The 20,369-nt window shown below is 52.3% G+C and carries 16 protein-coding genes; 6 read left to right on the forward strand and 10 right to left on the reverse strand.

Annotation, left to right across the window (positions count from 1 at the left end; genetic code table 11):
- Window positions 1-135: 135 nt before the first annotated feature.
- The 3 genes from aceA to Q4579_RS00410 all read right to left on the reverse strand — a co-directional run bounded on the left by aceA (window position 136) and on the right by Q4579_RS00410 (window position 4,726).
- Entirely contained in the window at window positions 136-1,443 is a 1,308-nt protein-coding gene (aceA, locus tag Q4579_RS00400; protein ID WP_303560781.1) for an isocitrate lyase, read from the reverse strand.
- 161 nt (window positions 1,444-1,604) lie between these two features.
- A complete protein-coding gene (aceB, locus tag Q4579_RS00405) occupies window positions 1,605-3,212 on the reverse strand; it encodes a malate synthase A (protein ID WP_303560782.1) in 1,608 nt (535 codons plus the stop codon).
- Between the two features lie 617 nt (window positions 3,213-3,829).
- Entirely contained in the window at window positions 3,830-4,726 is an 897-nt protein-coding gene (locus tag Q4579_RS00410) for a hydrogen peroxide-inducible genes activator (protein WP_303560783.1), read from the reverse strand.
- A 129-nt stretch (window positions 4,727-4,855) separates the two neighbouring features.
- Between Q4579_RS00410 and Q4579_RS00415 the strand changes: the two genes are divergently transcribed.
- The 3 genes from Q4579_RS00415 (at window position 4,856) to ppk2 (ending at window position 7,281) form a co-directional block, all read left to right on the forward strand.
- Window positions 4,856-5,458, forward strand: a complete 603-nt coding sequence (locus Q4579_RS00415) for a peroxiredoxin C (protein ID WP_211647309.1) — start codon at window positions 4,856-4,858, stop codon at window positions 5,456-5,458.
- Window positions 5,459-5,596: 138 nt separating this feature from the next.
- A complete protein-coding gene (locus tag Q4579_RS00420) occupies window positions 5,597-6,343 on the forward strand; it encodes a copper homeostasis protein CutC (protein WP_303560785.1) in 747 nt (248 codons plus the stop codon).
- Between the two features lie 125 nt (window positions 6,344-6,468).
- A complete protein-coding gene (ppk2, locus tag Q4579_RS00425; protein WP_303560787.1) occupies window positions 6,469-7,281 on the forward strand; it encodes a polyphosphate kinase 2 in 813 nt (270 codons plus the stop codon).
- A 59-nt stretch (window positions 7,282-7,340) separates the two neighbouring features.
- Here the strand turns inward: ppk2 and phoU are convergent, their stop codons facing one another.
- From phoU to Q4579_RS00445, 4 genes are read right to left on the reverse strand one after another with little or no spacing between them, the layout of a single operon-like run.
- Window positions 7,341-8,060: a phosphate signaling complex protein PhoU gene (phoU, locus tag Q4579_RS00430; RefSeq protein WP_211647305.1), complete on the reverse strand. Its 720-nt coding sequence runs from the start codon at window positions 8,058-8,060 to the stop codon at window positions 7,341-7,343.
- Window positions 8,061-8,073: 13 nt separating this feature from the next.
- Window positions 8,074-8,892: a phosphate ABC transporter ATP-binding protein PstB gene (gene pstB / locus Q4579_RS00435; protein WP_303560789.1), complete on the reverse strand. Its 819-nt coding sequence runs from the start codon at window positions 8,890-8,892 to the stop codon at window positions 8,074-8,076.
- A gap of 14 nt (window positions 8,893-8,906) precedes the next feature.
- Complete coding sequence (pstA, locus tag Q4579_RS00440) at window positions 8,907-10,382, reverse strand: phosphate ABC transporter permease PstA (protein ID WP_303560792.1); 1,476 nt, start codon at window positions 10,380-10,382, stop codon at window positions 8,907-8,909.
- A gap of 31 nt (window positions 10,383-10,413) precedes the next feature.
- Window positions 10,414-12,627 carry an ABC transporter permease subunit gene (locus tag Q4579_RS00445; protein WP_303560793.1) on the reverse strand — a complete coding sequence of 738 codons (2,214 nt, stop codon included), beginning with the start codon at window positions 12,625-12,627 and terminating at the stop codon, window positions 10,414-10,416.
- A 259-nt stretch (window positions 12,628-12,886) separates the two neighbouring features.
- On the opposite strand from Q4579_RS00445, the gene Q4579_RS00450 reads away from it, so the two are divergent.
- Genes Q4579_RS00450 through ppx form a run of 3 tightly spaced genes read left to right on the forward strand, consistent with a single transcriptional unit; the run spans window position 12,887 to window position 17,066 of the window.
- The gene (locus tag Q4579_RS00450) at window positions 12,887-13,408 is read left to right on the forward strand and encodes a glycine cleavage system protein R (RefSeq protein ID WP_303560795.1); all 522 of its coding nucleotides are present in this window, start codon (window positions 12,887-12,889) and stop codon (window positions 13,406-13,408) included.
- Window positions 13,409-13,437: 29 nt separating this feature from the next.
- Window positions 13,438-15,561: a polyphosphate kinase 1 gene (ppk1, locus tag Q4579_RS00455; protein ID WP_303560796.1), complete on the forward strand. Its 2,124-nt coding sequence runs from the start codon at window positions 13,438-13,440 to the stop codon at window positions 15,559-15,561.
- Entirely contained in the window at window positions 15,558-17,066 is a 1,509-nt protein-coding gene (ppx, locus tag Q4579_RS00460) for an exopolyphosphatase (RefSeq protein WP_303560797.1), read from the forward strand. The genes ppk1 and ppx overlap by 4 nt, the downstream gene beginning before the upstream one ends.
- A 75-nt stretch (window positions 17,067-17,141) precedes the next feature.
- On the opposite strand, the gene Q4579_RS00465 is transcribed toward ppx, so the two are convergent.
- The 3 genes from Q4579_RS00465 to phoB all read right to left on the reverse strand — a co-directional run bounded on the left by Q4579_RS00465 (window position 17,142) and on the right by phoB (window position 20,316).
- Window positions 17,142-18,149, reverse strand: a complete 1,008-nt coding sequence (locus tag Q4579_RS00465) for a PstS family phosphate ABC transporter substrate-binding protein (protein ID WP_303560798.1) — start codon at window positions 18,147-18,149, stop codon at window positions 17,142-17,144.
- A gap of 51 nt (window positions 18,150-18,200) precedes the next feature.
- Window positions 18,201-19,505 carry a phosphate regulon sensor histidine kinase PhoR gene (phoR, locus tag Q4579_RS00470; RefSeq protein WP_211647297.1) on the reverse strand — a complete coding sequence of 435 codons (1,305 nt, stop codon included), beginning with the start codon at window positions 19,503-19,505 and terminating at the stop codon, window positions 18,201-18,203.
- A gap of 121 nt (window positions 19,506-19,626) precedes the next feature.
- Window positions 19,627-20,316: a phosphate regulon transcriptional regulator PhoB gene (phoB, locus tag Q4579_RS00475; RefSeq protein ID WP_303560799.1), complete on the reverse strand. Its 690-nt coding sequence runs from the start codon at window positions 20,314-20,316 to the stop codon at window positions 19,627-19,629.
- Window positions 20,317-20,369: the final 53 nt, after the last annotated feature.

Here is a 20,369-nt window from a genome sequence, read left to right on the forward strand (position 1 = left end):
TTCTGGGGCTGCGTGACCAGCCCCTGGATATAGAAGATAACGCTGATCGCAATCTCCTTGCGGAGTACAGCTGCGAAACGGTCTTACTAGGATAGATTGCTCAGTCAAATCCAATCAGTCTGCTCAGAACTGGACTCAGAACTGATCTTCCTCGGTCGAGCCGGTCAGCGCGGTCACTGAAGAGTTTCCGCCCTGAATCACATTGGTCATTTTGTCGAAATAACCAGTACCCACTTCCTGCTGGTGCGCCACGAAGGTATAACCCTTCTCTGCTGCCGCAAACTCAGGACGCTGTACTTTCTCGACATAATGACGCATGCCTTCGCCCTGCGCATAAGCGTGGGCCAGTTCAAACATGTTGAACCACATGTTATGGATCCCTGCCAGGGTAATGAACTGATACTTATAGCCCATGTCGGACAGTTCCTGCTGGAACTTCGCAATGGTTGCAGCATCCAGATTCTTCTCCCAGTTGAATGACGGGGAGCAGTTATAGGCCAGCAGCTGATCCGGATATTCCGCATGAATCGCTTCTGCAAACTTACGGGCTTCTTCCAGACACGGCGTCGCCGTTTCACACCAGATCAGGTCGGCATAAGGTGCATAAGCCAGACCACGGGCAATCGCCTGATCAATCCCGGCGCGAACGCGATAGAAACCTTCCGCTGTCCGCTCACCGGTGATGAAGTCGGCATCGTATGCATCACAATCCGAGGTCAGCAGATCCGCAGCATTGGCATCGGTTCGCGCAATCACCAGCGTGGTTGTGCCTGCAACGTCTGCAGCCAGACGGGCGGCAACCAGTTTCTGAACGGCTTCCTGCGTCGGCACCAGCACTTTACCGCCCATGTGGCCACACTTCTTCACAGAAGCCAGCTGGTCTTCAAAGTGAACCCCGGCCGCACCCGCATCAATCATGCTGCGCATCAGCTCGTAAGCATTCAGAACACCACCAAAACCGGCTTCTGCATCTGCGACAATCGGCAGGAAGTAATCAATACCGCCTTCTTCCGGACTCTTCCCATTCGCCCACTGAATCTGATCAGCCCGGCGGAAAGAGTTGTTGATTCGCTTCACCACGGCCGGGACAGAGTCCACCGGGTACAGCGACTGATCCGGATACATCGAAGAGGCTGTGTTATTGTCTGCCGCCACTTGCCAGCCAGACAGGTAAATCGCCTCAATTCCAGCTTTCGCCTGCTGGACAGCCTGACCACCGGTCAGCGCACCCAGACAGTTCACGTACCCTTTTTTCGCAGCACCGTTCACCAGATCCCACAGCTTGTCAGCACCGCGCTGAGCCAGTGTGTTCGCCGGGACGACGGAACCCCGGAGGTTCACCACGTCTTCCGCGGTATAAGTACGCTTCACGTTTTTCCAACGCGGATTCTCAGCCCAGTCCTTTTCAATGGCTTCAATCTGTTGCTGGCGAGTCAGTGTCATAATAAATCCCTCATATTATGTGACGATCATTCGCAAAATTGGAGGTTCTGCGGTTCAGTTTTCATTGGGTTTCTTGGGCTTCCGCTGTCCGGTTTTTTCCAGACAGCCATATTTCAATCGGGTCGCTCACGTTTCATTGCCTGACTGTGACAACGGCAGGCTTATTCAAGGTATTCATAGCCCGGTAATGTCAGGAAGGTCACCAGTGCTTCACTGGTGGTCAGGCGTGCCATCATCGAGGCAGCTTCCTGATACCGGCCCTGATGAAACCGGGATGAACCGACTTCCTGCTCGAGCACCTGCATTTCTTCTGCCAGCATCTGCGCAAACAAATCTTTTGTGACCACCTGACCATTGCTTAACGTCTTGCCGTGCTTGATCCACTGCCAGATTGAAGCGCGGGAGATTTCCGCCGTCGCTGCATCCTCCATCAGGCCATAAATCGGCACACAACCGTTGCCGGAAATCCAGGCTTCAATGTATTGCACCGCGACACGAATATTGTGGCGCATGCCTTCTTCCGTTCGCTCCCCCTCACAAGGGGCCAGCAATTCTTGCGCGGTAATCGGCGCATCAGATTCACGGGTCACATCCAGTTGGTTCGAACGTTCACCCAGATACTCATCAAACACAGCGCGTGCAGTATCTGCCAGTCCCGGGTGTGCCACCCAGGTGCCATCGTGACCATTCTTCGCTTCGAGTGCTTTATCGGTCTGGATTTTATTCAGCACCCAGGCATTCTGATCTGGATCCTTTGACGGGATGAAGGCAGCCATACCGCCCATGGCAAAGGCGCCACGCTGGTGACAGGTGCGAACCAGCAAACGGGAGTAAGCATTCAGGAATGGCTTTTCCATCGTCACCACCTGACGGTCCGGTAAAATACGGTCCGGGTGATTACGCAGTGTTTTGATGTAGCTGAAAATGTAATCCCAGCGACCACAGTTCAGGCCAACGATATGCGCTTTCAGGCTGTGCAGAATTTCATGCATTTCGAATACGGCCGGCAGCGTCTCAATCAGCACAGTGGCTTTGATGGTGCCGCGGGACAGACCGGCTTCATCCTCAGCAAAGCTGAAAACATCGCTCCACCAGGCCGCTTCCTGATAGGCCTGCAGTTTCGGCACGTAGAAATAGGGCCCGCTGCCATTGGCCAGCAACTGTTTGTGGTTATGGAAAAAATACAGGCCGAAATCCAGCAGCGCCCCAGGAATGGGCTGACCTTGCCACAGCACGTGTTTTTCCGGCAGGTGCAGTCCGCGCACCCGGCAAATCAAGACCGCAGGGTCCGCGTTCAGTTCATAGACTTTGCCCGTTTCAGGCTGGGTATAAGCAATCGTGCGATTCACCGCATCACGCAGATTTCGCTGACCATCAATCACAGCACTCCAGGCCGGTGCGAACGAATCCTCAAAATCAGCCATGAAGACTTTCACGTTGGCATTGAGCGCGTTTATCACCATTTTCCGATCGACCGGACCGGTAATCTCAACACGGCGGTCCTGAAGATCGGCAGGAATATTCTGAATGGTCCAGTCACTTTCACGGATATCCCGGGTTTCTGGAAGGAAATCCGGCAGCTGGCCGTCATCAATGGCCTTCTGACGGCTTTCACGGGTTGCCAGCAACTCAGGGACACGGGCAGCAAAACGGGTCACCAGTTTGTCGATAAATGCCATCGCCTCATCACTTAAAATATCGCGTTGCGAATCAGACAGTGATGCCTTCAAGGTCAACTGACCAAACTGATATTGATTGTCCCTATCCATTGAAATCTCCCCATTTGCTTCAGCCACAGACAGCTGTAACTAAATAACCACCTAAACAAGGCGTTCGCTGATGTTCAGCTTAGACCAGAATTGGCCTCGACATGGAAGCTAAGTTGCCTGAATGAATTGAGAAAAGCAAACCACCCCAAAACTCAAACCAAACAGCAAAACAAATAAATTTAATTAAAATCATATATTTATGAAATGTAGAGCTATTACTCAAAACACCAAATTAAAACAGCCTGAAGCGATATTTCCGTTTTTTTGACTTTCATTCTGTACGGCCTCAAAAATGTTGAGGATTACGTAATTAAATAACAGTTTCGGGTGCAATTCTGAATTGCAAAAAGAACGTTTAAAACATCAGCCGGATTAGCAACCGGATGCAAACGGCTCAATCTCAATACATTTATAGACAAAAATTATAGGAGTCATACACACAGGGAATCACTTTCATGATGCAAAACAGAATTGTTTTTCTGAACGAAACAGAAAAAATCTACAAAATCAGTGATTTGAGCTTTTCTCGAGACAGGACAATACTTCAGAAGAATGGCAGATCAGCAGAATTATTCACCAAATATAAAGATATTTTCTGCTGACCCGTTTGGAAGCACTTAAAGTAAGTCGGCAACAATCGCTGCGAGCGCCTGAAAAGTCGGAATTCGGCTTGAAGTCGGACGCCAGACCAGACCGATTTCCCGGTATGCTGCATCACCCGGTGGTTCCAGAATGACCAGATCCGGGTTATCAGCCAAGCCATGCTTGATCGCCATCTGGGGAATAAAGGTCGATCCCAAACCATTGGAAACCATCTGAACCAGCGTATGCAGGCTCGTTGCAGCGAAAGGATTGATCTTCTCTTTACTGGTCAGCTGACAGGCTGAGACCGCATGACCAGTCAGACAATGTTCTTTTTCCAGTAAAAACACAGATTCGTCGGGCAAATCCGTATAGCGCAGCGGCGATGCCACCCGGACAGCCTGAGTTTTGCTGAGCACCATTTTGAATGGATCCCGCCCCACCACCTGGCTTTGCATGCCACTGATTTCCACCGGTAATGCCAGAATCAGCACATCCATTTCGCCGTTTCTCAGGGCGCTGAGCAGATTATCCGTGGTGTCTTCTCTTAATAACAGGTGAAGCTGGGGGTGACGGCGGTTGACGGCCTGGACCAAATCTCCCAGTAGGAAAGGCGCAATGGTCGGAATACACCCCAAACGGACCTGCCCTGCCATCTGATCATCGCCACTTTTCGACAGTTCCATCATATCCTGTGTCCGGGCCAGTAATTCCCGGCTCCGGATCACCACTTCTTCGCCAACCGACGTAAACACCAGCGCTTTGTTGTCGCGCTCGATTAATTGGCAGCCAATCAAGTCTTCCAGATTCTGGATCCCGGAACTCAAGGTAGACTGGCTGACAAAACATTGCTTGGCTGCCTCACCAAAGTGACGGGTTTCATATAAAGTCACCAGATAATGTAGTTGTTTCAGTGAAGGAAATTTGCTCATCGTATTTTTCGATTGTAATAATCTATTTATTCCACTTTTTTCAATGTAGCACTTTCGATATAGTGTGTCCTGTTTTATCAGGGACTGCCCATACGGGGTGGTAAACATTCCAATATTAGGAGCACCAACATGGTACTAGTAGGTCGTCAAGCACCAGATTTCACAGCTGCTGCAGTTCTGGGTAACGGTGAAATCGTTGAAAACTTCAACTTCAAGCAGTTCACTGAAGGTAAAAAAGCGGTTGTTTTCTTCTACCCGCTGGACTTCACTTTCGTATGTCCTTCTGAACTGATTGCTTTCGACAAGCGTCACGCTGATTTCCAAGCAAAAGGCGTTGAAGTCATCGGTGTATCGATCGATTCTCAGTTCTCTCACAACGCATGGCGTAACACTGCTGTTGAAAACGGCGGTATCGGTCAAGTGAAATACCCTCTGGTTGCAGACGTGAAGCACGAAATCTGTAAAGCTTACGATGTTGAGCACCCAGAAGCGGGCGTTGCTTTCCGTGGTTCTTTCCTGATCGACGAAGAAGGCGTTGTTCGCCACCAAGTTGTGAACGACCTGCCACTGGGCCGTAACATCGACGAAATGCTGCGTATGGTTGACGCTCTGAACTTCCACCAGAAGAACGGTGAAGTTTGCCCAGCACAGTGGGAAGAAGGTAAAGCAGGTATGGACGCTTCTCCAAACGGCGTTGCAGCTTACCTGTCTGAGCACACTGCTGACCTGTAATCCAGCTTTGCGCTAGATTTCTGAGCCCGGCCATTGTGCCGGGCTTCTTTTTTTCTGAGCTCCTTTGATCTTCCGCTTCGACTGCGCTCCTTTCAGCGATTACACTCAGCAATGATATTTCTTTGCAAAGGCTGAACCATGACTGCGCTGACCCATCTTGAAGTCTGTATCGACAACATTGAATCCCTTCATGCCGCACAACAGGGCGGTGCAACCCGCATTGAACTCTGCTCATCCCTCTCTCTGGGCGGACTGACCCCAAGCGTCGGATTTATGCGTCAGGCAGCCCGCCTGTCGAGTGTCCCGGTTTATGCCATGATCCGCCCCCGTCAGGGCGACTTCCTATTCTCCGGAGAGGATATGGAAATCATGCTGGCTGATATTCATGCGGCCAAACAGATTGGATTACAAGGCGTCGTCATTGGCGTACTCAACGCCGCAGGAAAAGTCGATCACAATCAGCTCGCCGCACTCATGCAGGCTGCCGATGGGCTGGGCGTCACTTTCCACCGTGCGATTGACCAGTGTGTGAATGTTTACGAGGCTCTGGATGTGGTGATGGCGGCAGGCTGTGAACGGGTCCTTTCTTCTGGCTTACAAGCCTCGGTACTGGAGGGCGCAGAGACGCTAGCCGAAATGGTACGCTACTGCGATAACCGTCTGAGCATCATGGCCGGTGCTGGGGTTACCGCGGATAACGCTGCCGACATTCTGACTCAAACCGGCGTAACCGAGTTACACCTGTCAGGTAAAACGACGCGGCCAAGCCTGATGGAACATGTCGCCGCGGGCGCGCATATGGGTGATGCCAGTGTGGACGACTTCGCCATTCCCGTCACCAGCGCAGAAAAAATCGCCGCAGTGCTTCAGGCGGCCCGAGCCTAATGAGTCATGTTTTTACCAGCCGGGCATGATTGCCCGGTTGGTTATCTTATCCGACTGATCACATATTCCAGCCCTGAAACCCGCTAAGATTAAATCATCCAATCAAACAGGGGTGTGACTTATCTATGTCGGATGAGCAGTTACAAAGCAAACTCAAGAAGAAAGATTACGAAAAAGCACTCGAGCACCTTCAGATAGAATTAGTGAAATGCCAGGAATGGGTGAAGCAGGAAGGCTTGCGTGTGCTGGTGATTTTTGAAGGCCGGGATGCCGCAGGGAAAGGCGGAACCATCAAGCGGATCACCGAAAAGCTCAATCCACGGGTCTGCCGGGTGGTTGCCTTACCAAAACCCACCGAGAAAGAAAAATCCCAATGGTATTTTCAGCGTTATGTGGAGCAGTTACCTTCTGCCGGAGAAATTGTGCTGTTTGACCGCAGCTGGTACAACCGAGCCGGTGTCGAAAAAGTGATGGGGTTTTGCACCGAAGAAGAATATGAAGAGTTTCTGCTTGCCTGCCCTGAATTCGAGCGCATGCTGCAGCGCTCTGGCATCATTTTGCTCAAATACTGGTTTTCCGTCTCTGACGAAGAGCAGGAAAAACGCTTTCTGGAGCGAATCAATACGCCAATTAAGCGCTGGAAGTTCAGCCCGATGGATTTAGAGTCCCGCTCGCGCTGGGTCGAGTATTCCGCAGCCAAAGACAAAATGTTTGCCCACACGGATACCAAGCAAAGCCCTTGGTGGGTGGTCGACAGCGACGATAAGAAAAAAGCCCGGATCAATTGCATCTCGCACTTACTCAGCCAGATTCCTTACGAATCCATCGAATACCCGGACATCGAGTTACCTGAGATCAATAAAGAAGGTTATCACCGCCCGCCGATGGATGAGCAAACCTTTGTACCGGACCGATTCGACAAGGGCGACAATGACTGATCCCGCCCCAAACCATCAGGGAGCCTGAAGCTCCCTGAAAACATGGCTATCAGCTCCCCCTAACGGTTGCTGTCGATAAAATGTTCCATTTCCTGCGGACTGGTATGACGAATATCTTTGCCTTTGACGAAATAGATAATGTATTCGCAAATGTTCTGGCAGCGATCCCCGACTCGCTCAATGGAGCGCGCAGACCACATCACCTGCAGGACATTGGGGATCGACCTTGGATCTTCCATCATATAGGTCATCAGCTGGCGAATGATCGCTTCATACTCTTTATCAATACGGTCGTCTTCCTGATAGACCCGGATCGCCGCTTTCACGTCCATCCGGGCAAACGCGTCCAGGACTTCGTGCAGCATCCGGGCCGCATGCTGGCCCAGGGCTTCCAGTGACACCAACAGGTTATATTGCTTGTTCGTGAAATTCTCCAGCGCAACCTTGGCGATGCTCTCTGCCACATCCCCGATACGTTCCAGATCCGTAATCGTCTTGATAATCGCAATCACCAGTCGTAAGTCACTGGCGGTTGGCTGGCGCTTGGCAATGATCCGGGTGCAGGCTTCATCAATGGCCACTTCCATGGCATTCACCTTGTGATCATCTTTAATGACCCGCCGTGCCAGATCAACATCCTGCTTATGCATGGCTTTCAGGGCATCAGTCAGTTGCTGTTCCACCAGTCCGCCCATCGCCAGCACATGGGTACGAATGCTTTCAAGCTCGGCATTAAACTGGCCGGAGATATGACGGCTGAGACTTAAATTATCCAACATGCGCTGCAACTCCTTAGCCGTAACGGCCAGTAATGTAATCTTCGGTACGTTTCTCTTTCGGGGTGGTGAAAATGTCATTGGTTGGCGCGTATTCCACCAGCTCACCCATATGCATAAATGCGGTATTGTCCGACACCCGTGCAGCCTGCTGCATGTTATGGGTCACGATAATCACCGTATATTTTTTCTTGAGATCGTTAATCAGCTCTTCAATGGTCAGCGTCGAGATCGGATCCAGCGCCGATGTCGGTTCATCCAGCAGAATCACTTCTGGCTCAATGGCAATGGCCCGTGCAATCACCAGTCGTTGTTGCTGACCGCCGGACAATCCAAAGGCATTTTCGTGCAGACGATCCTTCACCTCATCCCACAAAGCAGCACCGCGCAGTGAATTCTCCACAGCGTCATCCAGCACCCGGTTATTCTTCACGCCCTGCAGCCGAAGGCCGTATACCACATTTTCGTAGATAGACTTGGGAAACGGGTTGGGTCGCTGAAACACCATTCCGACCTGACGACGCAGTGCCGCCACATCCACGTTTTGATCATAAATATTTTTGCCATGCAGCCGGATCTGCCCTTCAACACGGCAGCCTTCCACCAGCTCGTTCATCCGGTTGATACAGCGGAGAAGGGTCGATTTACCACAGCCGGACGGGCCGATAAACGCCGTGACCTGCCCTTTGGCAATCTTCATGTTGATCTGATACAGCGCCTGTTTCTGACCATAATACAAATCCAGCCCGTCGATAGTCAGGGCCGTTTTTTCCTCTGGCAGTGCGGTCAGATCGACTGGCTGAAGCAAGTCCATACTGGCGTTGAATGAAAACATCTCCATCCTTCTCGTTATTGTTCCAGTTCGCGGAATTTTTCCCGCAGGTGATTACGAATCCCGATGGCCGTCAGATTCAGCCCGACAATCACGGTGACCAACAGCAGTGAAGTTGCGTACACCAGCGGCCGTGCCGCTTCAACATTCGGACTTTGAAAACCAACATCATAGATGTGGTAGCCAAGGTGCATGAACTTCCGGTCTAAATGTAAGTATGGAAACTGTGCATCAATTGGCAAAGATGGTGCCATTTTCACCACCCCGACCAGCATCAGGGGTGCCACTTCTCCCGCCGCACGGGCAACCGCCAGAATCAATCCCGTCATAATCGCCGGGCTGGCCATCGGAAGCACAATCCGCCATAGGGTTTCTGCCTGTGTGGCCCCAAGCGCCAGCGAACCATGGCGGATCGAAGGCGGAATCCGCGCCAAGCCTTCCTCCGTCGACACAATCACCACAGGCAGTGTCAGAATTGCCAGCGTCAGTGCTGACCAGAGTATCCCCGGGGTGCCAAATGTCGGTGCCGGGAGCTGATCCGAAAAAAAGATCTCATCCAGCGTACCGCCAACCATGTACACAAAAAAGCCCAAGCCGAACACCCCGTACACAATGGACGGGACACCAGCCAAATTAATCACAGCGACCCGGATTAATCGGGTCAAGCGATTCTGTTCCGCGTACTCGTGCAGGTAAATTGCAGCCAGTACCCCCAAAGGCGTCACAATCACACTCATCAGTAACACCATCAGCACAGTGCCGAAAATCGCCGGAAAAACACCGCCTTCGGTATTGGCTTCTCTGGGCGCATCCGTCACAAAATGGCGCACCTGACTGCCCCAGTGCATCAGCTTGTCGTGCCATGACATATCATTGGGATACCAGAGATCTAATATATCCGTCAGCGGAATCCGGATGACTTGCCCCTGTGCATCCTGGATCAGCAGCGCCTGTGATTGTTGTACCGCCTGAACATCAGGCAGGGTTTCCCGCTCGGCGATCGCATGATCGAGCCAGGTCAACAGCATGTCGGGAGTGGTGATTTCACGACGCTCCAAGCCATAAAGCAAAGCCTGCGGATAGCCGTAAAACTTGCCGTTTCGGACACGTTCTATCACCACCGCCCCATGAGCAATGTCCTTGGTTCGGATTTGCGTGTCCAGCAGGGTGATAAAATCCAGTGCGGCCAGCTCCCGGTTGCCGGTTTTAATCAGATATCGGTCAATCGTCGGGCTGTCTGAACCTGACAACGCGTATCCGGCATCCAGTAATTGCTGACGTGGGACGGCACTGGTTTCATAAATTTCACCCAGCACGGTTTGCCGCTGATCGGCCAGATCAACGTCAAACTGATAAACCTGTGCCGGCCAGAAGTAGCTCAACCCCTTCCAGCCTATCATCAGTAATAAGCCCAGCACCGCCAGCAGATTCAGGCTGACCATACCTGCCGTCAGCCAGATCCAGGGGGAACCGGAACGCATCCATTTCAACATTAACTTTGCAACTCAGCTCTTACCCCGGCTATCAGAGCGATTTGTACTTATCGCGCAATCGCTGACGTACGATTTCTGCCAGGGTATTGAAGAAAAACGTAAAAATAAACAAGACAAATGCCGCCAGAAACAGCACACGATAATGTGCGCTACCGACTTCTGATTCCGGCATTTCAATCGCGATAGTCGCAGACAGCGTGCGCAGCCCTTCCAGCACATTCCACTCCATCAACGGTGTATTTCCGGTCGCCATCAGCACAATCATGGTTTCACCGACGGCCCGGCCCAGCCCCATCATCACCGCCGAAAAAATACCAGGACTGGCCGTCAGCAGTACCACCCGGGTCAGGGTTTGCCACGGCGTCGCACCCAATGCCAGCGATCCATTACTCAAATGGGACGGCACCGAATAAATCGCATCTTCTGCAATGGTAAATATGGTTGGGATGACGGCAAAACCCATGGCGATCCCGACCACCAGCGCATTGCGCTGATCATAACCAATGCCCCAGACATTCGTCAGATAAGAGCGAATATCACCATTGAAATACGCCTGCTCAATCATAGGGCTGATCGCAAAGCAGAGATAACCGACCAGCACCAGCACCGGCATCAGCAGCAATATATGCAGACCTGTTGGCACCCGGCGATGCCAGCGTCCCGGCAGGAATGCCCAGCCGAACCCGACAGCAACCATCGCCAGCGGCAAAATCAGCAGACACAGCCCAATGCCAATCAAGTAAGTTTCCACCAGCGGCGCCAGCCAGATCCCAGCCAGGAATCCCAGAATCACTGTCGGCAAGGCTTCCATGATCTCAACCGTAGGCTTAATCACCCGGCGCATCTTGGTCGACATAAAATAAGCCGTATAGATCGCACCGGCCAATGCCAGCGGAATCGCAAAAAACAGTGCATAGACGGCGGCTTTCAGCGTGCCAAACACGATTGGCACCAGACTGAGTTTGGGCTCGGATTCATCAGAAGCCGAAGTCGACTGCCAGACATAATCCGGCTCAGGGTAACCTTCGTACCAGACCTTTCGCCACAGACTGTTGAAGCTGACCTCTGGATAAGGGTTTTCAACCCGGAATAACTGCCATTGCTCTCCGTCAATCGCCAGCAGACGATTGGCCCGGGGCGAAATGGCCATCAGCTCAGGGATATTGCCTGGTTTCCCGGTCAATAACGGCATGCTCAGCACCGGTTGGGTGCTGTCCGACATGTAATACGTATTCAGTGTGCCATCGTCCTGAATCGCAAAAAAACCTTTTCGGTAATACTCCGGAGTCAGTTGCTGTAATCCGCCCTGCGCAGCCTCAAAACTGCGGGCAGCTATCAACTGGCGGCGACCGCCTTTGATCCCTTCAAACCACTGCACGACCTCACCGTTCGCACCGGTGATCAGCAAAGAGTTCGCCCCGGACAATGCAGTCATGGCCACAGGCTCACCCTCACCCCGGCTGACATTCTGCTGCAGGCGGATGCTGCCTTTTGCCCCCTGTAAATCAATCGCATGCAGCCAATCTCCTGCCAGCAGATACAGCGAACGACCATCCGGCGTCGCGATCATCGCGGTGATGTCTTCAGAAATCTCTGGCATGGACAGCGTGGTTTCAGCCCAGTCCTGTGTACTGGCATCTAAGCCATGCGTGCGTTGAAATACTTTCGCGACCAATCGGTGATCCTGCGTCAAACCAACCAGAATTGCGACCTGTCGCCGGACTGTTATCGCCAGCCGAATCAAAGGCTGCTCCAGCGGATCAAGCTGGATATACGTCTGATCCAGCGGAGAAGCGGCCCGCAGTTCACCCTGATGCACCAAAGGTTTGACCACACGCACGCCCCCGTGGGCATCCCCGTAGGCAAAAACCTGTTCGTGCGGCAAACCGGCGGCAAAGCTGGTTGGTTGCGCCATGACAGACACAGAAAGCGACGACACCGAGGTTGCTTTCGAATTCAGCGGGACCAGACTCAGCGCACCGGATGATGAAAAATGAAATGCAGCGGTGCCCTGATCATTCAGCATCACCGCCCGGGTGTCTGAAAGTGGTACCGTGAATGTCTGAACAGGTGTGATCCTTGCCGATGAGAAAACAGGCAATATCACATACAGCAGATAGAAGAAGATCAGAACGAGCGTTAAAAGGACAAAAATTCCACCGGCAATCACACTAAAACGCGCCACCCTGTCTTTATATCGACGGATACGGCTGTCGTCTGTCAAAAATGCACCGGCATTTGCCATTCTCACCCCATGAAAGTTACATACTGACAAATTATATGTCTGTTAGATGACAATTATATTACACGACCCGTAAGTTTTTCATTTCACAAATGAATCTGTGCGCAGAAAGACAGGCTGACATAAAAGTGTCACAAAAACCGAATAATCTGAGTGCTTTATGACGGTAGCCGTATTCTGGTCACTCAATGCATATCCTGTCTGGACATAATCAGAGTGGGGTCAGATAATGAATTGAACCGCTACCAGAAGGAGGCACGACATGAAGCATCTTGTCATTACTGTCATTGGCCAGGATCGCCAAGGTTTAGTTGGAAAGTTATCGGATACTGTTTATCAGCACCAGGGAAACTGGCTGGGCAGTAGTATGAATCATCTGGCCGGACAATTTGCCGGGATTCTTCAGGTGGATGTTCCGGAAGCATCCGTGAAAGCACTTCGGCAGGCCATGTCCAAGCTCGAAGGGCTGAAGATTCATATTGAAGAAGACACTCACCTCACGCCGCCTCCCAAGCAACTGCAATCGCTGACCGTCACCGGGAATGACCGTCCCGGCATTGTCAAAGAAGTCACCACCAGCCTCGGCGAGCTGGGCATCAATATCTATAAATTAAAAACCGATACCCACAGCGCTCCGAATTGGGGCTACCCCATTTTTACCGCCTGGTTCGAACTCGAAATTCCAGCATCGCTTTCTGTGTCGACCGTGCAGCACCAACTGGAAAGTCTCGCAGATGATCTGACGATTGATTTCGAAGAACCGGAGGGAATCGAGGTCCATTAATTGCTGTTGATTCTTGTGTTAGGAAAATCATGAGTACTGAACCGCTTTATATCGATAAAGAACTGAGCTGGCTGTCTTTTAATGAACGCGTCCTGCAGGAAGCCGCTGATAAATCCGTCCCACTGATTGAGCGCGTTCGCTTTTTGGGTATTTTTTCAAGCAACACCGATGAGTTCTACAAAGTCCGCTTTGCTGATGTAAAGCGGCGCATCCTGATCAGTCAGGAGCAAGGGGTCAACGACAATGCCAAGCATCTGCTGAGTAAGATTCAGAGCCGGGTTCTGAAAATGAATCAGGACTTCGATACGCTCTACAATGAAATCCTGCTGGAAATGGCACGGCGCAATATCTTTCTGGTCAATGAACAGCAAATTGATGACAACCAGAGCGAATGGCTGAAACGCTATTTCCGCAACACCATTCTGCCGCATGTCACCCCGATCCTGCTGACCGAAGATATCGATCTGCTTCAGTTCCTGAAAGATGAATACACCTATCTGGCCATTGATATGAGGCAGGGCGAATCCAGTCAGTATGCACTGCTGGAGATCCCAACCGATCAGTTGCCCCGTTTCATCAAAGTCCCGGAAGCCAAAGGCAAAAACCGCAAAACACTGATTCTGCTCGATAACATCATTCGCCTGTGTCTGGATGACATTTTCAGTGGTTTCTTTGATTACGACAGCCTATCTGCTTATTCCATGAAAATGACCCGGGATGCAGAATACGATCTCAGTCAGGAAGTGGATCACAGTATTCTGGAGCTGATGTCCGAAGGCCTGAGTCAGCGACTGACCGCAATGCCGGTGCGTTTTGTGTATCAGCGGGACATGCCGGGCGAATTAATAGAAAAGCTGTGCAGCCTGCTCAAAGTCTCCAGCTACGACAGTATCATTCCCGGTGGCCGCTACCATAACTTTAAAGATTTCATCAGCTTCCCGAATGTCGGGCGCAAGTATCTGGAAAATAAGCCCCTGCCACCGATCGAAAGCTATCAGTTCACCCGTGCCCGCAACGCTTTTGAGGCCATCCGGGAACAGGATATCCTGCTCTACTACCCGTATCACTCTTTCAGCCATATGACAGAGTTTGTGCGCCAGGCTGCTTTCGACCCCAAAGTCCGGAGTATATACATCAATATTTACCGGGTGGCGAAAAACTCCCGCATCATTGATTCCATGATTGATGCTGTGAACAACGGCAAGCAGGTCACGGTCGTTGTAGAACTGCAGGCCCGATTTGATGAAGAAGCCAACATTGAGTGGGCACGGCGGCTGACCGAATCTGACGTTCGTGTCGTGTTCAGTGTGCCGGGCCTGAAGATTCACTCGAAGCTCTGTTTGATCACCCGGCAGGAAGGCGACGAAATTGTCCGTTACGCTCATATCGGAACCGGCAACTTCCATGAGAAAACCGCCCGTATCTACACCGATTTCTCTCTCTTTACCGCCGATCCGGAACTGACCAATGAAGTCCGTCAGGTGTTCAGCTTTATACAGAACCCTTATCGTCCGGTGAAATTCAACCTGCTCATCGTCTCGCCGCGCAACTCCCGCAGCCGTCTGTACGAGCTGATTGACCGGGAAATTGACAATGCCAAGCAGAATCAGCGCGCGGCGATTACACTGAAAGTGAATAATCTGGTCGATAAAGGCTTGGTCAATCGCTTGTATCAGGCCAGCAGTGCAGGTGTCCGGGTTGATATGATCATCCGGGGCATGTGTTCGCTGGTCCCGGGAATACCGGGGATTAGTGACAATATTCGCATCATCAGCATTGTCGATCGTTTTCTGGAGCACCCCAGAATCATGGTGTTTGAAAACGATGGTAACCCGGAGGTTTATATTTCTTCCGCAGACTGGATGACGCGTAATATTGATAACCGGATTGAAGTCGGCTGTCCGATCCGACAGCCCGAGCTCAAACAGAAGATCATCGACATTCTCAATATCCAGTTCTCAGACACGGTCAAAGCCCGGGTTCTGGACAAGTCGATGAGCAATCATTACGTGCCTCGTGGCAACAAACGAAAGATCCGATCTCAGATTGAGATCTACGATTATCTGAAGCAGTCTGAAAAAAAGCTGCAAAAGGAAGCCAGCCGAAAGGCTGATGCACAAGCCACTCAAGAGAATAACGAAAACGCCGCATGATAGAAATCGATCGTCCCCGAGAAATAGCCGCCATCGATATGGGCTCCAACAGTTTCCATATGGTGGTTGCCCGGGTGGTCGGCCACAGCCTGCAGATTGTCAGCCGACATAAACAACGGGTTCATCTGGCTGACGGCCTTAATGACAACATGGAACTGGATCAGGCTGCCATTCAGCGCGGCCTGAGTTGTCTGGCGATGTTTGCCGAACGACTTCAGGGATTTGACTCTGAAAATGTCCGGATTGCCGCCACCTATACCTTGCGTCAGGCCCGAAATGCCGCTGTCTTTTTGCAGCGTGCCGAACGGGTTCTGCCTTACCCCATAGAAATTATTGCCGGGACAGAAGAAGCCCGGCTGATCTATCTGGGAGTCGCCCATACCCAGCATGAACCAGGACAGAAGCTGGTCGTTGATATCGGCGGCGGCAGTACGGAACTGATTATCGGCGAAGGATTTCAGCCCAAGCTGCAATACAGCAAACACATGGGCTGTGTCAGCTACAACCAGCAGTTTTTCCCGAAAGGCAAGATCTCCCCCAAAGCGATGGCTGCGGCACACATGGCTGCGCTGCAAAAAATGGAGAGCATCGCCAGCCGGTACCGACGGCTGGGCTGGGACACCGCCATCGGCGCTTCCGGTACCATTAAAGCGATTCGGGAAGTCATCATTGCGCAGGGCCATGCGGATGGCATCATCAGCAAAGAACGGCTGGAAGAGGTCGTGACGCTGGTTTCAGCCTGTAAACACAGTGATGAGCTTGCGTTGCCCGGTCTGCCAGATGACCGGAAACCTGTCTTTGCCGCAGGCGTCGCCATTCTGAGCGCAATCTTCACAGCCTTAAAAATCGATCAGATGATCTTTTCGGACGGTGCGTTGCGTGAAGGTCTGCTGTATGAAATGGAAGAACGTTTCCGGCACAGTGATATCCGGATCCGGACCGCCACAGCGATGGCAACGCAATATAATGTCGATATCGATCAGGCAACCCGGGTCCGGGATACTGCGAAAGAGATTTACATCCAGGCGACGGCTGGCAGCACCCATGCGGAGTTGGTCTCCCTGCTGAACTGGGGCGCTCTTTTACACGAAGTCGGGCTCAGTATCAGTTATCCCGGTTTTCACCGCCATTCCGCTTATCTGCTGCGCCACAGTACAATGCCCGGCTTTAATCTGGAAGAACAGACCGTGCTGGCGACACTGGCCCGCTTCCAGCGCAAATCCCTCAAACTCGATGAAATGCCTGAGCTGAGCATCTTTAAGCGCAAGCATCTTTATCCGATGATCCGGGCATTGCGTCTGGCGGTCGCGCTCCATGGCCAGCGCACCGATGAGCCGCTGCCGTCGATGGTGCTGACGGCAGAGAAAGAAAAATGGTTACTGAGTTTACCGGATGGCTGGCAGACCAATAACCGGCTGCTGGCAGCTGATCTGGACAAAGAGCAGGAATACTGGCGAAAAGCCGGTTGGGAACTGAGCATCAGCCCGTCGGAAGAGATGGTGTGATGCCCGCGCAGTGCGGGTGAGCTCCCCCGCCTGCGCAGCAATTCTGAAGTCGAACACGCAGCACCGGCACCAATATCATTTAGCGGGTGCCAGCCCCAGCACGGCCAGTTCTCGGGCCAGGACTTCTGGCGGTAAGGGCACATACCCATCCTTATCGACCAGCTGCTGCCCCTGCGCCGACAGTACAAAACGCAGAAATTCTGCCTGTAGTTTTGGCAACGGCTTCCCCGGCACCTGATTGATATAAATATAGAGATAACGTGCGAGCGGATAGCTCCCGTTGGCAACGTTCTCATGCGTTGCGGCCACAAAAGGCCCGTCACCCTGTGCAACCGGAATGGCGCGAATTCCCGTGGTCCGGTAACCAATACCTGAATAGCCTATCGCATTGAGAGAAGTCGACACTGACTGAACCACAGATGCCGACCCCGGCTGCTCATTGACATCATTCCGGAAATCGCCGTTACACAAGGCTTTTTGCTTAAAATAGCCGTACGTACCGGAGACAGAGTTCCGGCCAAACCGCTGAATATCCCGCATGGCCCAGCGCCCTGTCAGCCCCAGCTGTCCCCAGTGTGTAATTTGGCGATTGCCGCCACACCGCAGGGTCCGGGAAAACATGGCATCGATTTGCTGAAAACGCAGACCCGGCAACGGATTATCTTCATGGACAAACACGGCGAGCGCATCAATGGCGACCCGGACCGGGGTGGGTTTGTAGCCATAATTTTGTTCAAATGCCGCGATTTCTTTGGTCTTCATCGGACGGCTCATCGGCCCCAGCTGTGCCGTTGCTTCTGTTAAAGCCGTTGGCGCTGCCGAGGAACCGATCGCCTGTACCTGAATATTTACCTGCGGATAGAGGTGGCGAAACGCTTCGGACCAGTAAGTCATCAAATTCGCAAACGTATCAGAGCCAACGGAACTCAGGGTTCCCTGAATCTCAGCCACAGGTTGGTATACCGGCCATTCCGGCGAAGACGCCTGCACATCATTGTCGGCCCAGGCTAAACCTGAACTCACGACTCCCAGCAATCCCAGTCCAACCCAACTGCTTTTCACACTCTGCCCTCTGCGTTTCATGGACCGCTCTGTCCCCTCCTCTATATTAAGTCGTCACACACTATCCTCGCTTCAGGCGGCTTTCGCAACCAGTCGCTGCGGCAATGTGAACGAAAACGTACTGCCTTCTCCCACCACACTTTGAATTTCTAAGAATGTGTCATGATGGCTGAGAGCATGTTTCACGATCGCCAGTCCGAGGCCACTGCCCCCGGTTTCGCGGGAACGGGCTTTATCAACCCGGTAAAAGCGCTCGGTCAGACGATGAATATGCTGCGGTTCGATCCCACTGCCGGTGTCGGTCACTTCCAGACGCGGTCCTTTTGATGACAGGAACCAGCGCACACTGACTTTACACTGCGGCGGCGTGTGCTTCACCGCGTTGTACACCAGGTTTGAAATGGCACTGCGCAGCTGGTCCGCATCGCCCAGAACATGCAGCGCTTCATCCACCTCAAACTCAAACACCTGATCTTTGTCGCCACTGAGCGAAATCGCCTCTTTCTCCAGCACATCCAGCATGGCGGGCACATCGACACGCTCATCCAGTTCCAGATTGGGTGCCGCTTCGATTTTAGACAGTGTCAGCAGTTGCTCAACCAGCGAATTCATCCGGGTGAGCTGCTCCGTCATGACACCATGGGCTTTTTCCCACATCGGACCGATCAGCATTTCCGGATCACGGGACATTTCCAGATACCCCTGCAGGACCGTCATCGGCGTACGCAGCTCATGGGAAACATTGGCAAAGAAATTGCGGCGCATGCCTTCCAGCTGTTTCAGCTGAGACACGTCCCGCACCACCATCAGGTATTCCCCTTCGGTGTAACGCATGATCCGCAGCTCGAGCGTGCGGTCGTAATTCAGGGGAGAAGTGATTTCCAGTGGATCCTCGAAATCCTGACGCGCCAGATAACGCACAAAATCCGGGCTCCGCAGCAGGTTGCTGACCGGTTGACCGGCATCATCCGGCCAGCGTAACCCCAGTTGATCCTGAGCCAGTTTATTACACCAGACAATATTGCCTTCACTGCGAAACACCACGACGGCATCCGGCAGGGATTCTGCACCGTTGCGAAATCGGCGGATCAGGGTGGCCAGTTCCCGGCGGCGGCGACGGTTCCGTTGCTGTAAGCGATAGATGCCGTTGAACAGCGGCTCCCAGCTGCCGGAACCGGACGGCGGTGTCAGACTCCGGTCCGTCCACAGCCAGTGCGACATTTTCAGTTGATTGTGGCAATGCCAGCCCAGCAAAATCCAGCTGGCAGCCAGCAAAAACCAGGGCATATCGCCGAAAATCAGGCCCAGAATTACCCAGGGCAAATAAAAAAAAGCCAGTTCTCTGACCAGCTTTTTCCAGGACAAACGTTCTACCATTGATGTCTCCCACCAGCAGTTGCGGTCGGCGACAACCGGACATCCAACCTCTGGCTCTTTTCAGCGTTCTGGAACCGCTTCAGAAACGAAATACAAAAATTGCAGCGGTTCAAACCGGCAGTTAAATCCTTGTGGAAAAGCGGTACCCTGCGCCGCGCACAGTCTGCACCATTTTATCGTGACCGCCCGACTCCAACGCTTTACGCAGTCGGCGGATATGAACGTCAACCGTCCGGTCTTCCACATACACATTGGTGCCCCAGACATTGTTCAGCAGCTGCTCACGGCTGTAAACCCGCTCCTGATGCGTCATAAAGAAATGCAGCATCTTGAACTCTGTTGGTCCCATGTCCAGCGGCTCATCATTCGACGTCACGCGGTGCGACACCGGATCGAGTTTCAGCCCCTGCACGTCAATCACATCATCCAGCGATGTCGGAGATACACGACGCATCACCGCTTTCAAACGTGCCATCAGCTCTTTCGGAGAGAACGGCTTGGTGATGTAGTCATCCGCACCCACTTCCAGTCCGCGGACTTTGTCTTCTTCCTGACCGCGAGCCGTCAGCATCACAACCGGGATGTTCCGGGTGACTTCATCACGCTTGAGGTGCTTGATCAGATTGATCCCGGAGCCGCCCGGTAACATCCAGTCGAGCAAGATCAGTTCAGGAAAAGGTTCGTTGATCTTTTCCAGTGCTGAATCGTAATCTTCCGCTTCAATGGCCTGATAGCCTTTCTGTTCCAGTACAAAGCACAACATTTCGCGGATTGGTGCTTCATCCTCAACCACTAGAATCCGTTTAACCATAGTTTCGATACCTAAGTCGTAGCTCTCTGTCGGGCGCCATTATCCGAATAAAG

The organism is Photobacterium sp. 1_MG-2023, assembly GCF_030547945.1.
Taxonomy (GTDB): Bacteria; Pseudomonadota; Gammaproteobacteria; order Enterobacterales; family Vibrionaceae; genus Photobacterium.